This window comes from Pontibacter deserti (genome assembly GCF_023630255.1).
Taxonomy (GTDB): domain Bacteria; phylum Bacteroidota; class Bacteroidia; order Cytophagales; family Hymenobacteraceae; genus Pontibacter; species Pontibacter deserti.
Map to the genome: position 1 here is coordinate 1,898,508 of NZ_JALPRS010000001.1, position 14,295 is coordinate 1,912,802.

15 protein-coding genes and 1 tRNA gene are annotated in these 14,295 nt (G+C 43.1%); 5 read left to right on the forward strand and 11 right to left on the reverse strand.

Annotated elements, in window-relative coordinates:
- Positions 1-187 precede the first annotated feature (187 nt).
- The 5 genes from MJ612_RS08175 to MJ612_RS08195 all read left to right on the forward strand — a co-directional run bounded on the left by MJ612_RS08175 (position 188) and on the right by MJ612_RS08195 (position 4,778).
- Positions 188-343 (forward strand): hypothetical protein, encoded by a 156-nt coding sequence (locus MJ612_RS08175; protein WP_187033010.1) that lies wholly within the window; start codon positions 188-190, stop codon positions 341-343.
- 65 nt (positions 344-408) lie between these two features.
- Entirely contained in the window at positions 409-2,124 is a 1,716-nt protein-coding gene (locus MJ612_RS08180) for an ABC transporter substrate-binding protein (protein ID WP_187033011.1), read from the forward strand.
- A gap of 6 nt (positions 2,125-2,130) precedes the next feature.
- Positions 2,131-3,222, forward strand: coding sequence for an ABC transporter permease (locus tag MJ612_RS08185; protein WP_187033012.1), 1,092 nt, complete (start codon positions 2,131-2,133; stop codon positions 3,220-3,222).
- Entirely contained in the window at positions 3,219-4,292 is a 1,074-nt protein-coding gene (locus tag MJ612_RS08190) for an ABC transporter permease (protein WP_187033013.1), read from the forward strand. Before MJ612_RS08185 ends, MJ612_RS08190 begins: the two co-directional genes overlap by 4 nt.
- Positions 4,293-4,529: 237 nt before the next feature.
- Positions 4,530-4,778, forward strand: a complete 249-nt coding sequence (locus MJ612_RS08195) for a hypothetical protein (RefSeq protein WP_187033014.1) — start codon at positions 4,530-4,532, stop codon at positions 4,776-4,778.
- Positions 4,779-4,878: 100 nt separating this feature from the next.
- Here the strand turns inward: MJ612_RS08195 and MJ612_RS08200 are convergent, their stop codons facing one another.
- The 11 genes from MJ612_RS08200 to MJ612_RS08250 all read right to left on the reverse strand — a co-directional run bounded on the left by MJ612_RS08200 (position 4,879) and on the right by MJ612_RS08250 (position 14,278).
- Positions 4,879-5,313 (reverse strand): SpoIIAA family protein, encoded by a 435-nt coding sequence (locus MJ612_RS08200; RefSeq protein ID WP_187033015.1) that lies wholly within the window; start codon positions 5,311-5,313, stop codon positions 4,879-4,881.
- A 184-nt stretch (positions 5,314-5,497) separates the two neighbouring features.
- A tRNA-Ser gene (locus MJ612_RS08205) sits at positions 5,498-5,585 on the reverse strand.
- A gap of 63 nt (positions 5,586-5,648) precedes the next feature.
- Positions 5,649-6,716, reverse strand: a complete 1,068-nt coding sequence (locus MJ612_RS08210) for an asparaginase (protein WP_187033016.1) — start codon at positions 6,714-6,716, stop codon at positions 5,649-5,651.
- Between the two features lie 2 nt (positions 6,717-6,718).
- Positions 6,719-7,489, reverse strand: a complete 771-nt coding sequence (locus MJ612_RS08215) for a TatD family hydrolase (protein ID WP_187033017.1) — start codon at positions 7,487-7,489, stop codon at positions 6,719-6,721.
- Positions 7,490-7,618: 129 nt separating this feature from the next.
- The gene (locus tag MJ612_RS08220; protein WP_187033018.1) at positions 7,619-8,710 is read right to left on the reverse strand and encodes a glycosyltransferase; all 1,092 of its coding nucleotides are present in this window, start codon (positions 8,708-8,710) and stop codon (positions 7,619-7,621) included.
- Positions 8,707-9,315: a polysaccharide deacetylase family protein gene (locus MJ612_RS08225; protein WP_187033019.1), complete on the reverse strand. Its 609-nt coding sequence runs from the start codon at positions 9,313-9,315 to the stop codon at positions 8,707-8,709. Before MJ612_RS08225 ends, MJ612_RS08220 begins: the two co-directional genes overlap by 4 nt.
- A 179-nt stretch (positions 9,316-9,494) precedes the next feature.
- On the reverse strand, positions 9,495-10,718 hold the full coding sequence (locus MJ612_RS08230; protein ID WP_187033020.1) for a GAF domain-containing SpoIIE family protein phosphatase: 1,224 nt from the start codon (positions 10,716-10,718) through the stop codon (positions 9,495-9,497).
- Positions 10,711-11,889, reverse strand: coding sequence for an ABC transporter permease (locus tag MJ612_RS08235; protein WP_187033021.1), 1,179 nt, complete (start codon positions 11,887-11,889; stop codon positions 10,711-10,713). Before MJ612_RS08235 ends, MJ612_RS08230 begins: the two co-directional genes overlap by 8 nt.
- Positions 11,890-12,147: a hypothetical protein gene (locus MJ612_RS08240; RefSeq protein ID WP_187033022.1), complete on the reverse strand. Its 258-nt coding sequence runs from the start codon at positions 12,145-12,147 to the stop codon at positions 11,890-11,892. It lies immediately after the preceding gene.
- Positions 12,144-13,292 carry a glycosyltransferase family 2 protein gene (locus MJ612_RS08245; RefSeq protein WP_187033023.1) on the reverse strand — a complete coding sequence of 383 codons (1,149 nt, stop codon included), beginning with the start codon at positions 13,290-13,292 and terminating at the stop codon, positions 12,144-12,146. The genes MJ612_RS08240 and MJ612_RS08245 overlap by 4 nt, the downstream gene beginning before the upstream one ends.
- Positions 13,289-14,278 carry a lysylphosphatidylglycerol synthase domain-containing protein gene (locus tag MJ612_RS08250; RefSeq protein WP_187033024.1) on the reverse strand — a complete coding sequence of 330 codons (990 nt, stop codon included), beginning with the start codon at positions 14,276-14,278 and terminating at the stop codon, positions 13,289-13,291. Before MJ612_RS08250 ends, MJ612_RS08245 begins: the two co-directional genes overlap by 4 nt.
- Positions 14,279-14,295: the final 17 nt, after the last annotated feature.

The following is a 14,295-nucleotide window of genomic DNA, read 5'->3' on the forward strand; positions in this document are numbered from 1 at the left end:
CTATTTATTAGTATCTAAACTAAAAATTAGTCACTACATCCCCATATGCATAACGCATTGCTTTATTCAACGGAAATATATATATATTTTCCAAAACAATTATAGTTACTTATTGTAAATAATATTCCTTGGCTTTTAGCTATCATTAATAAATATTTGTTTCAATAAACTCTTAAAAATAAAAGCCATGATAGAAATAGTAGTTGCAATAATCTTACAAATAACAACAATCTTAGGTGGTGGCGATTCTGATAAAGAAAAAGCTGAACAAAAAGAAAAAGAAGCAAAGGCTAAAACAGAGCAGTCTGCAGCAGAGGGTGGTGCAGGTAACTGGAATGACTAAGGAAGATATATAGTCTTAAAATTATTATCTTGCTCCTGAATACTTTTAGCCAAAGGACATTTCAGATGAGGAAGATTTACCCGTTACTTTTTAGCTTACTCTTTTTATTATCTTTTTGCTCGCAACCACAGCGCCAGCCAGATGAGGTAAGGATTCGTTTAGCTTCTGATCCGCAAACGCTTAGTCCGGTAAACTATAGCGATCCATCCGGGCTTCAGGTTATTAACCTGTTATTCCAGAGCTTATTGGGGGCTGATCTAGCTGATGATCAATTAAAGCCTGTGCTGGTTAATAGTTTACCAATTATTGAGCAGAAAGATTCTGTAACGCTTATAACTTATGAGCTTAGAGAGGAAGCTGCATGGACAAATGGGTCTCCCGTAACATCAGACGACATTGCCTTTACGCTAAAGGTATTAAAAGCACCGGTAGTACATAATGAAATGATGAAACCGCAGGTTGCGTTCATTCGTGACCTGATACAGGATAAAGAGAACCAAAGAAAGTTTACGCTTGTCTGTGATGGGTATACGCCTGAGATGGAGTTACTATCCGGAGACTTCTTTATTCTACCTTCTTATTTATTTGACCCTAAAGATCTATTAAAAAATATACCTGTAGCCGCATTTACAGACAGCCTTTCCAAGCTAGAAAACAATAAAAACATAAAGGCTTTTGCGGCCCAGTTTAATATTCCGGCGTTTAACAACAACGGACAAAAATTACAAGGTAGTGCCGGTTATCTATTGGAGAAATGGGTACCCGGACAATACATTACGTTGAAGCAGAAAGAAAACTGGTGGGGTAAAGAAACTGGTGCTCCGAATTTAACTGCAAGTCCTAAGCAAATTACATTACAGGTTATACCCGATAACACAACAGCTTTACTTGCTACTAAAAATGGCCAGTTAGATGTGCTAAGCGATATTCCTGCATCAGAGTTTGATCAGCTAAAGAGCAATCAGAGCTTTTTAAAAGATTATGAGCTTCACACACCTCAGTCTTATAGCTCTTTGTATGTAGGTATTAACAGCAGGCTGCCTAAATTCTCAGATAAAAAAACCCGGCAAGCAATAGCCTATTTACTGGACGTTACTAACTTTATTAAAGTAACGCAACAGCAGTATGCAACACCTACCGTAGGCATTATACCGCCTAATATTAAAGACTATTATAACTCTGATCTTAAACCTTATACTTTAAACACAGCTAAGGCAAAACAGCTTTTACAGGCAGCAGGTTGGCAGGAACGTAAAAACGGATGGTTTAAATCTTTTGATGGCAAGGAACAACAACTAACTATAGCCGCAATTTATAAAGCCGGAAATACTATTTTGGAGTCCACAGCTTTAATATTTCAGCAGAGTGCCACTAAACTTAACATACCTGTGCAGATTGAAGCACAGGAGAGCAGCTTATTCTCTCAAAACTCCAGGGAACAAAATTTTGAATTGTTCTTCCGTACATTAACCGGTAATCCGTTTGCCTTCAATTTTACTACTTTATTACATACTTCATTTGCTGAAAAAGGAGGCACCAACTATACAGGTTTTGGTAATACTGAAAGTGATGCTTTATTGGAGGCCATTAACACTTCTAAAAACAGAGAGCAAAAAGCTCCGCTTCTGAAAAAATTGCAGAAGGTAATGCAGGAAGAGGCTACCTTTATTCCATTGTATTACCAGAAAGAGCGTTTAGCAATACACAAGCGCTTTGGTAATACCAAAGTTTCTGGTCTTAAGCCGAACTATGATGTAAGTGCTTTCCTGCTTAAAAAGTAGTAGTTAATGCTGCGCTATACATTTCAGCGGCTCTTTATTGCCATACCTATACTTTGGGTTATGGCATCAGTTATTTTCCTCTTCAGCCGTATATTACCCGGGACCTTTGGCGAACAGCAGCTACTGCAAACGGATGCAGAATTTTATAGCAAGGCATCTAAACAAGAACGCGACGCATCATATCAGCAGCTACTGGAGCGCACTAACCAGCAACTACCAGTTTTCTATGTCAGTTTAGCGCCTATCTCTGTTAATCCGGATCATAACTATAGTTACCTTATACCTGACCTGGAGTGGCATGGCACCAAAAACCAATATCATTTATGGGCCTCAGATGTACTACAAGGTAGCCTGGGAGAATCATTTGTAAAGGCGCAACCTGTCAACAGTTTAATCTATGAGGCAGCCGGTAATACTATCTGGGTGCTAGGCATAAGTATAACTCTTACTGTAGCTTTGGCTATCCTTTTAGGTACAGGTTTAATGCTGGGCAAAGGAGGTAAGTTACGGCGTATTATTTTACCCTCGCTGGTTATAGTTGACAGCATTCCTTTCTTTGTGTTAGCTCTACTGTTATTGTTGCTTTTTGCTAATCCAGATACTTTGCAGTTATTTCCTGCTTTTGGCTTAGGCTATACTTCCGCTGCAGAACAACATTGGTGGGCATCCCTTCTTTCTGAGTTCCCTTACCTGGTTTTACCTATACTTTGCCTTACTTTATCTTACTTGCCCTACCTTACAAACCAGGTTTACAGCTCTCTGGCAGGCACAATGCAGGCTGATTTTATTAAGACAGCCCGGGCAAAAGGGCTCTCCTCTTACAAGGTTGTTACAAATCATGCTTTAAGAAACGCCCTTTTACCAGTCATCACAACTCTATCAGATATGTTACCGACATTAGTCGCAGGCACTGTGGTGATAGAAGTAATTTTTGCCATACCTGGTATCGGGCGCTTACTCGTAACCAGCGTGCTTGCCCGGGACTTTCCGGTTATTGTTGGTATTGTAGTGGTAATAGCTTTAGCTAAAATGCTTTCTAATGTGGTGGCAGATATCTGTTATTCAATTGCTGACCCAAGAATAAGGTATACCAAATGAAAGTACTTTGGCAAGATATCTTATACTTATGGCGCAGCATTTGGGTGCTCCGGTTGGCAATGTTATACCTTGCGGGCTTAACCCTGCTAATTGTAGCGTTACCTATACTTCCACTGGCGTATACTCCCAATCATATGGACTTGGGGAATACATTTCTTAAACCTTTCACCAGCCAGTTGCATTGGTTAGGCACAGACCAGCTAGGCAGAGATGTATTAGTTAATATACTGTATGGGGCACGCAATGGTCTATTGATAGCTATTCCAGTAATGCTTATTTCGTCTTTGCTAGGCACAACTATAGGCGCTGTTGCAGGGTACTTTGGCAACTATAAATTACAGCTTAAGCGTAGTTCATTTCTTGTAATCCTTTGCTCGGTATTTGTAGCAATATACTATCTGCTATACTTACCTCTTCAGGTTTCAGGCCGAGACCTGCCTACTTCTGTAACTTATACTTCTGTGGGAATGGGGGCAATTATAATCCTATCGTTTTGGCTTTTGTTACGACCTCTCCTATCTCAGCTCTCCTTCTTTCAGAAACAGCTTACCTTTCCTATAGATAGTTTTATACTTCGCACAATAGAACTTGTAACCAGTCTGCCAAAGCTTCTGATCCTGATAAGTGTATCTGCCTTTGCTCCTCCTTCGGTGCTGTTACTTTCAATTATTTTTATTTGCACCTACTGGACTGTTACTGCCAGGCTTGCGCGTGCCGAAATGTTACGTATCCGGCAATTACCATACATGGAAGCAGCTGTAAGTATAGGCATGAAGCCTAGACGCATAATTATAAATGAAGGGATTCCAAATATGATCAGTCCTATAGTGGTGGCATTCATCTTTGGAACGAGTGGGTTACTAGCGATAGAATCAACCTTATCCTTCTTAGGAATTGGCCTGCCAGCTACTTTTCCAAGTTGGGGCAGAACAATTGCGGGTATACGTTCTAACCTTTCTGCGTGGTGGCTGGTGGCATTTCCGGGTGGTTTGTTAAGTATTACAGTGCTTGCTTTGCAGATTTGCAGCTATTATCTGGTGCGTATAACACAGGAAAGACAGAGGTCATAAATGTTACTTTCCACCTCTTCTTTACAAGATATCCGTTTAAAAAATTGCTTTACTCCCACCTCTACAAACCTACAAAACCTTAACTACGTGACACTACAGCTTAAGCTGCAAATCACATATCAAGTTAAACACAATTTAATATTTAAAATACCCTAGTTAATATCTATTATTAGATTTCCTGTTCTGTAGTATAGTAAATAGGTAATATTGTTTCAATCAAACTTAGTTACTCGCTGCATGAACTCAACTTATAGCATCCTGAAGGAATCTGATAGCTTAAGCCGGTCAGTTTCACCTGCATCATTCAACGGTGGTTTATCATCTGATGACCTAATGGAATATGCCACTATAGATGGTGGTGTTGTGGATTATTATGCCTGCGAACAGGCAGTGAGTAATGGAGCCGGAATCTTTATTGGGGGCTATTTTGTAGGCGTTACTGAATTCTCGCATTGCTATAGCCAGCAGACATTTTTGCGTTTATAAATTCCTTTATATAGTTAGCCTTAGAAGTAATTAAAATTAGTTGTTGGTTGTTTGTGTTAAACAATAAGCCCTGTAGTTGCCGCTGCAGGGCTTTTGTTCTTTATATAGTTGCATACAGCCAATCTAAGGCAGCTTCACGATCGTTAAAGGAACGCATAATACATCCGAAATATTCTTCGCCCTGCACATAGCTTAACAAGCTATCGATAATAGCATGAGTAAACACGTCGGGTTCGGTAATACGGGCAAACTTAACTATAGATGATGTGCTTAATGCAGGCAAAAACGAATGTTTTACCCAATTATGATCTTCAGTACCAAGGCTGTTTAAACGGCGAGTATCAGCCAAAAGGTAACGAGGTTGCTTGTCTTCTATCACTTCTATTAAATGCGTGAGGGCCGCTTGTAAGCCCTGAGAAGTAACTAACCCATTCCAGGTGATTTCAACTAAACTTAGAGGTTCGCTGTACCGTATGCTATAAAGCGATTGGTCGGTTGTAACCGTTTCGGAGATTAACGCGTGCTGCAAGATCATAAAACACTAATACGCATCTGTTACAGTAAATACTTGTATTAAAACCTGAATATATATTATTGCGTAAAGTATTTTCTGCTATTTTTAAATTATTTGTCTTAGCTACAGAGATTTACTTCTCCGCAGTATCAACTAATATGAAAAAAGCCCTGACCAATTATCATGGTCAGGGCTTTTAATTATGCAGAGAGCAAGGGATTCGAACCCTTGATACCCTTGTGGGGTATACACACTTTCCAGGCGTGCTCCTTCGACCACTCGGACAGCTCTCTAATTATGTGCAAAGATACACTATTAATATCTATACTTGCAAATTGAAGGTTCCTGCTTCCTGCTTAAATAGTAACTTCTCCGCGCAGGTTCTCAGAAAGCAATTTTATAGTTTCCTCTCTGGGTAAATTCTGTCCCAGCACGAACATCAGTTTTGTAATTGCTGCTTCGGTAGTAATATCAGCGCCGCCAATCACTCCCATATTCAGCAGGTATTTGCTTGTTTCGTAGCGGCCTTGATCCACACGACCTTCGTCACATTGACTGACATTAAGTATAAACACACCCCGGTCAATTGTTTCTTTAAGCAGATTCAGGAACCAGGTTGAGGTAGGCGCATTGCCTGAACCAAAAGTTTCCAATACTACACCTTTAACATCCGGTGCCAGAAGTATACTCTTTACTACCTGCTCAGTTATACCCGGAAAAAGTTTAAGTATAACTACATGAGGCTCCAGGTTGTGATGCACTTTTAGTGGTTGAAGCGGGCAGGGCAGGATGTTCTCATCATAAAAGTCGATGTCTATACCGGCTTCTGCCAATGGAGGATAGTTCTCTGATTTAAAGGCGTCGAAATGGCTGCTCTCTACTTTTTTAGCTCTGTTACCGCGCAACAGCAGGTTATGGAAGAAGATACTTACTTCCGGCACACGGCAACGCACGTGCGCCTTGCTGCCGGCTATCTGCAACGCTGTGATCAGGTTCTCGCGGGCATCAGTTCTGATAAGACCGATCGGCACTTGGGCTCCTGTAAAGATTACTGGTTTCTGCAGGTTCTCCAGCAAATAACTCAACGCCGATGCACTATAGCCCATAGTATCGGTACCGTGCAGCACCACAAAGCCATCGTAGTTATCATAGTTCTCTTCTATCAGCTTTGCCAGCATCAGCCAGTCAGCTATAGTTATGTTTGAGGAATCTATAACAGGCTCAATGCTGATAACGGTGAGCAGGTAATTGAACTGCTTCAGCTCCGGCACTTTCTCCAGTATCTGGTTAAAATTGAAGGGCACCAGGTGCTGCGCTTCTTCGTCAAACACCATTCCTACAGTACCACCTGTATAAATAATAAGTATAGATGCTTCCGGGTCGTCTGGGGCTGCGGTATCGATGTGTACTTTTACCGTTTGCATGGTTATAGTTTAAACAGGTTCAGGGCGTTTTGGGTAGTGGTGCTGGCAACTTCTTCTTCGGTTTTCTGCATCAGCTCAGCCATCCGTTTCAGTACCAGCGGAATGTAAGCAGGCTCGTTGCGTTTGCCACGGTGAGGCACCGGCGCCAGGTAAGGGCAATCAGTTTCCAGTACCAGGTCTTCCAGGGCAACATGTGGCAACACTTTATCAAGTCCGCCATTCTTGAAAGTAGCTACACCTCCTATGCCCATTAAAAAGTTTAGTTCTTTTACTTTAGCCGTCTGCTCTACAGTACCCGAAAAGCAATGGAAAATACCTCTCAGTGTACCATCCTGGGCAGCAGCAACCAGTTCATAGGTTTCATTAAAAGACTCGCGGGTGTGCAGTACTATAGGCAGGTTGTGCTTCTTGGCCAATTCGAGCTGCACTTTCAGGGCTTCCTGCTGCTCCGAAAAAAATGTTTTATCCCAATACAGGTCGATACCACATTCACCAACTGCTGCAAAAGGGCGCTTGTTCAGCCACTCTTCCACTAAGTATAGCTCACGCTCAAAATCCTTCTTCACATAAGCCGGGTGCAGGCCCATCATCGAAATACATTGTCCCGGAAAAGCAGCCTCAGCTTCCAGCATCGCATCAATAGAGGTATGGTCGATGTTGGGCATGTAGATCTTCTCTATACCTGCCTCGGTAGCCCTTGCCACAGCATCTACCAGATCATCCTTAAACTCTTCTGAGTAAATATGTGCGTGCGAATCAACTAATTTCAACATTCAATTATCAGTTAACAGTGATCAGTAACCAATGTGGCACTATAGTTTAAAGCTGCAAGTTAAGTTAAATTGCTGATTGTTAATTGTTGATTGTTGTTTAAGGAGATGAATTCGTAATTCGTAACTCTCTTAATATTTCCTCCCCTTCCAGATGGTTTTGACTGGTAGAAAGAAGTAGATGATGAGAATGACGGATGATACGACCAGGTACAGCTCGAAAAGCAGGTAGTAAAGCCAGGGCACTGCAAGGTTCAGACGGCGCAGGCAGATGTGCACGAACAAGCTCTGGAATAACATTTTCAGCGTAAAGATGGCACCCATTACCCCCACCGAAGTATAAGCAAAGAACGGGATAAGCACCGGGTAATAAGCTGAGTGCAGTATAAGTATAATAGCCATGTATAACGGCAGGTGCATGGAGCCACTCATCCAGCGTTTGCGCTGGTGCATGTATTGCCCCAGGCTGGCAGCCGGCAACGAGAAGGCAAGTGTATGGCGGGTATAGATGTTGCTGAAACTCCAGCCTTTGTTCAATATCTCATTAAAGATGGCAATGTCTTCGGTTATGGAGAATCTTATACTTTCAAAACCTCCAACTGATTCATACGCCTGCCTGCGAAGCAGCATGTTGTTCCCCATCGTTGAGACTGGTAATCCAATATCTGATACCACCTGCATCAGCCCCAGCGCATACAGCCAATCCAGGGCCTGCATTTTATGGAAAAAGTGATTACCTGTTATAGTTGTGATGCCTGTTACTACACCTACATTTTCCTTCATTTCAGAAAGCATGGCCTGCACCCAGGTTTCTGGAACAGCGATATCGGCATCAGTGTAAAAGTAATAGTCGGTTGTGGCGTGTTTTGCCAGGTGTGCCAGTACATTAGCCTTACCCCGCGCATTACCTATGTTTCCTGTAATATCAATGCAGCTATAGTTCGGCTTATCCTTTATAAACCCTTCAATAACAAGGCGTGTTCTGTCGGTAGAAGCGTCGTTCCCGATTAACACTTCTATCTTATTTTTTGGGTAATTGAGTGCATCTATAGCCAGAAGGCAACGCATAATAGTATGCTCTTCGTTACGTGCAGCTATCAGGATGCTGATGCGGGGTTCTTCAGTAAGTGTAAGAGTATAGCGCCTGCGGTTAAAAAGCAGCAGGCCCAGCAGTGCCAGAAAAATTGAGAAGTAAACTATAAAGTAGATGACCGATACGATCATAAAGTCTCGAAAGTATAACCCAACCCGGTGAAATGCTCCAGAAAACGTGGAAGGGCATACCTCATATTTCGTTCCGCTTTCAGGCTGTCGTGGAATACGATGATGCTACCACTTTGGGTTTTGCCTATACTTTGCTTCAGGCATTCTTCAGGCGCAAGTGTGGCGTCATAATCATTCGTCAACACATCCCACATGATTAGCTCATACAGGGGGCGTAAAGCTTTTGCCTGTGCCGATGTAATGCGCCCGTATGGTGGCCTGAACAATAACCTCTCCCCTACTTCAACAGGGTTTATTTTATTTAGCGCCTCCTGGCACTGCTGTACGTTCTGCAGGTATAAGTCCAGCGAAGTTTGCCAGCCCTTCAGGTGGTTATAAGTATGGTTGCATAGTTTATGTCCGCCTGCTAATACCTGCTGTGCTATATCCGCGTGTTTCTCCAGGTTATCGCCTACGCAAAAGAACGTAGCCTTTGCATTATACTTTGCGAGTTGCTCCAGCACAAACGTCGTAACCTCCGGAATGGGGCCATCATCAAAGGTCAGGTATAGCTTATTACCTGTAGGCTCACGATGCCAGGTATAGCCAGGCAGCAGTTTTTTCATCAGGTAAGGCGTTTTAAAAAGGCGGAGCACTTCGTTAATTTGAATATTTGAAGATGTGGGGATTTGGAGATTTTAACTTCAGAAAGCTGGCAACTTAAAAACTGATGAAACAGAACTAAAAATTACTCTTTCCATTTATTTTCAAATTTACACATCTTCAAATCTCCAAATCTGGAAAACTATTTAAACCTGCAGGATAACAACGTGATGTCATCATTCAGGGTAGCGTCTTCGTTGTAGAGGTTTATCTCGCGGAGCAGTTGCAGGTGCAGCATTTTAGAGCTCAGGAAACGGTGCGTCTGCAGGAAATTTATAGTGCGTTCAATACCAAACTCCGAATCATCTTCGTCAAAAACTTCTGTCAGACCATCGGTATAGCACAACAGCATTGAGTTTTCAGGAACTTGAATGCGGGTAACCGACATAAAAGGCAGCACATCAAAAGCGCCCAACATAGTGCAGCCTTCGTTTAAAAGTTGATGCGTATTGTTTTCGAAAAGCAGGATTGGCGAGTTATGCCCGGCATTTACATAACACATTTCACGTGTCTTCCGGTTATAAAGTGCCAGGAAAGTAGTGATAAACTTCTCCGCAATCGCATTCCGGTAAATCAGGTTATTCAGTTCGGCAACTACAGTGTTGAGGTCCGATGTCTGGCGAAGTATAGTGCGTAAGCCTGCCTGAAAGTTTGACATCAGCAACGAGGCAGGTACGCCTTTACCCGATACATCCGCCACACAAAACAGGACCTGATCCTGGTCAATTTCGATATAATCATAATAATCTCCGCCTATAGACGAGTGTGGAATATAACTGGCATGTATGGCAATGTCCTTATCGTTTGGCAGAGATTTCGGGAACAGCATTGCCTGCACTTCCCGGGCAATCTCTATCTCACGACGGATAGATTCCTGGGCAAGTCGCTGGCGGGCCATTTTATGGTTTTCGATAGCAACAAGCATAATATTACTCACCGTCTGCACAAAGTTCAGGGCCTCCACGTTAGTATAGTAAGGCTGTATCTTTCCTATCATCACAAAAGCTAGTACTTTACCGTTATGCAGTACAGGAATCACGATCTCAAAGGCACGCCACTTCTTATCAACCTGTAGTTTTGAAGTATATGTGATCTCCTTCAGCGAGGTGATAGCTTCTGGCAAATCCTGCTTTTTAAAATCCTGCTGTGTACCAAAATCCGCTTTACATTCCCACTCTTCGTCGTGCACATAGAGTACTAACCGGCTAATCTGAAGTTGTGCAAGCAGTGTAAAACGGTAAATTTTATACAAAGCGGCCTCAGGCAGGTTATCGTTGATAGCCTGCGTGATCTCCAGCAGCGCTGACAGCTCCAGTTTTTTGAGATTGAGTTCCTGTTGTATATTTGGTGTGCTACTTTCAGCCATTGGTTAAGGGTATTTTCGGATCATATGCATCGCGTAAGCCGTTGCCCAGCAGGTTAAATGCCAGCACCAGTATACTTATGCATAGACTCGGTAAAAGAACTAAATACAAACCAGCCTTCGCTCCTATCAGCTGAAAACCTTCATTCACCATCATGCCCCAACTCGGAGCCGGTGGTTGTACACCCAGCCCCAGAAAGCTCAGACCTGCTTCAATAAGTATTGCCGAGGCAAAGTTTGCTGTGGCAATAACGATTAAGGGCCCTATCATGTTTGGCAGCAGATGACGGAATATAATCATTTTTTCCGGAACACCCAGTACCTGAGCAGCTTCAATGTAAGTCTTTTCTTTAAGGCCTAAGATCTGCCCGCGAACAACCCGCGCAACTTCTACCCACATGGTTAAACCAACCGCCACAAATGCCACCCACACGCCTTTACTATCCAGGGCAAGGCTGATGGCAATTACCAGCATAATGCTTGGCACCGACCATACCACCGTCATCAGGAAAGTCATCAGTTTATCAACCCGGCCGCCAAAGTAGCCTCCTGCAGCGCCAACCACAATACCAACAAATAACGATATTAGGACTGCTACAAATCCGATACCCAGCGAAATACGCGTACCAAGTATAAGCCTGCTAAGTACATCACGCCCCGCCTTATCAGTACCTAACCAATAGGTTTTGTTTTGGATGTATTTATCCTGTATAATCTGCTGCATTTCTGAACCTGCAGTATAGTTCTCAGGATCAGCTATGATCTCTTTTAATGCGAACGTTCGGGGTTGGTCGGCCAGGGCGTTGTTGCTGCGAAGCGGCTGCACCTGCAAGCTGTCACCTTTAAAAGTATAGCTTTCGATAGGGATTTCGGTGTAATCCTCAGGCGCTCCGGAAAGTATAAACTCAATTGGGTTTACAGCGGCGGCAGGGGTTGGGCTGGCAATGCGCAGCACCTGTGTAGCGAAGCCTGGATTCTTTTTCTGGATCTGCACGATGCCGTTGTTTGCATTTGGTGTGCTATCAGGCATAATGGCATAACCAAGTATAGCTACAAGTATAGCTAGCACAATAATGCCAAGCCCCACCATAGCAGGTTTGTTCTGCACAAGGCGTTGCCTGATGTAATAGGAAGGCGGACGGGTAGCAGCTTTATTTTGTTGTAGTACGGCCATCTAAATTGAGTTATGTACTACTAAGCCTGCTTTGGTAGCAAGGTAAAAATACTCATGGCAGTGCCTCCCGAAGTTTTCAGCATTATAATCATGCTCTGTATCCTGGTCTGGGTACATAATGCGGATATAACCTTTCTCTAACAGAGAACGAAGCCCCTGGCAAAGCTCTTCATCAGAAAGCGAAAGCGTGCTGCGAAGGTCTGGGTAAGATACTACAAAGTATAGTTCGTCAAGTATATCGAATTCGTTTTCTGTCATCGGTTGTGTATGGTTCTTCCTTTCCAGGTATAGCGCCCGGAGAGGCCCAAAATTGCTGTTACCACTACGTACGGGATGTATACCAATTGCAGCGGCAGCATGTACCAGATGTACTTCTTCCGCCCCAAAAACTCCAGTATCCGAGATAAAAATAAGAAATCTACGGCGAACTTGGCAATTATAGCCCCAATAAATACCAACGCTGGCATTTTCCCGACTATCGCCATTAATAACACCACAAAAAGTAGCAGATTAACCATAAAAACGATAAGCGCCAGAAGTTTTACATTCAGATCCTGATACGCCCGCCACTTACTTGCCCACCTGATGCGCTGGCTCAGGAAACTAGAGATGGATTTGCATGCTTCGGTGTATACAACAGCGTTTTTATGTTTCAGAAAAAAGGTTTTGCCCGGAAACTGCTTATGGATCTTGTGCAGCAAAAATTCGTCGTCGCCGCTTGCTATAGTTTCATTGCCAGCAAAGCCGTTTACTTCTTCAAAAGCCTGTTTGGTATAAGCCAGGTTAGCACCATTGCACATGTTTGGTTTGCCCAGTCCTATCGATGCCCCACCAATCCCTATCAAACTGGCAAACTCTACCAGCTGCATCCGTTCCAGCAACGAATTGGTATTTTTAAAACTAACAGGACCACTAATTAGCAAAGGCTGATGTGCCTGGTAAGTATAAGCAAACAGTTGCAGCCATTCAGGTTGTACGCGGCAATCGCCATCGGTAAAAACGAGAACATCGCCTTCTGCCAGCTCCACTCCTTTTTGGACGGCAGCCTTTTTGCCGCTATACTTAACATAATTAATCAACTTAACACATTTTATAGTTAAAGCTGACGTATGTCTGAATTGCTCAACTATAGATAGAGTCTCGTCTTCGGAATGATCGTCTACAAATATAACTTCGAAAAGACTTTTAGGATAAGTTTGATTTTCAAAATCCTGCAGCAAGTGTAAGATGTGAGTTGCTTCGTTACGTACCGGAATGATAACGGAGAGTTTTGTAGTTGGCGTCCAGCCTGCCGGTACAGTTACATTCGGTAATTTTGCCCAGGCAGCCCACCTGCGAAGTATAACCCAGCTATAGGCCACCAACGAAACCATAACTACAAGTATAAATAGCTCCCAAATCATGCAGTTACTCCCTTCCTGAAAAAGCGCAGGCGCAGCACAAAGTATAAACCCAGCACGCTCGGCACTGCAATATTCAGCAACCACAAGCTCAGGCTCGCGCTCAGCACCTGCAACCGCTCCTGCCCCAGCAACCCAAACAAGTACATCGCCGACAACTCCCGCACACCCAGATCAGAGAGTAAACTGACCGACGGAACTATAGATTTTATAAAGAACGTACCGGCCACACCACATACATATTGCAAAACGCTCAGTTTCACATCAAATAATATCAGCAGAAGTATAAACTGCAACAGGAACACAATATATCGCCCCAGGGATAGAAAAAGCACTTTTGAAATTTCGGCAGAAGTATAACGCCCCATAATAGCTACATACCCAACCAACTTCCGCAAAGGTTTAACAGCAGAAATTACAGCCACCATAGCCTGTGCATTATATAAAAGCAGCAGCATAGCAGCAGAGATGGCAGTTAACAGGAACACCAGACTCAGCGAAACACCCGGATAATCTGCCCAAAAGAAACCAACTATAAAGTATAGCAAGCCAACAGAGCCAACTATAACGGTAGCTACCAACTGGCAAAACCTGCCAATGAAAATAGCTCCAATGGCATCTAGGCGTTGCTTACTTTTTAATTCAAGTACACGGCCGGCATAATCTCCTATTCTGTTTGGAGTGATAAAGCCTAAAGTTAAGCCAACCATAACAGCCCTGTATGCACGCAAAAAGGAGATGGGTTCCAGTTTCTGCCCCAGCAGCTGCCACTTTTTAGCTTCGAAGCCCCAGTTCAGGGGTATAAGTATAGCAGTAACTATAAACAGCCAACGGTACGGACTTGCCAGGGTATTATGAAGTATGGTTTGCCAGTTCAGGAAGGTATCGGGTGCTGTAAAAATGGCCTGCCACAAAAGATAAAGTGTGAGCGCTACCACCAGCAATTTACCGGAGAGCAAAAGGAACCTTCTGTTAGCAGCAATGTTCAAGATATTGTCTTATTTTT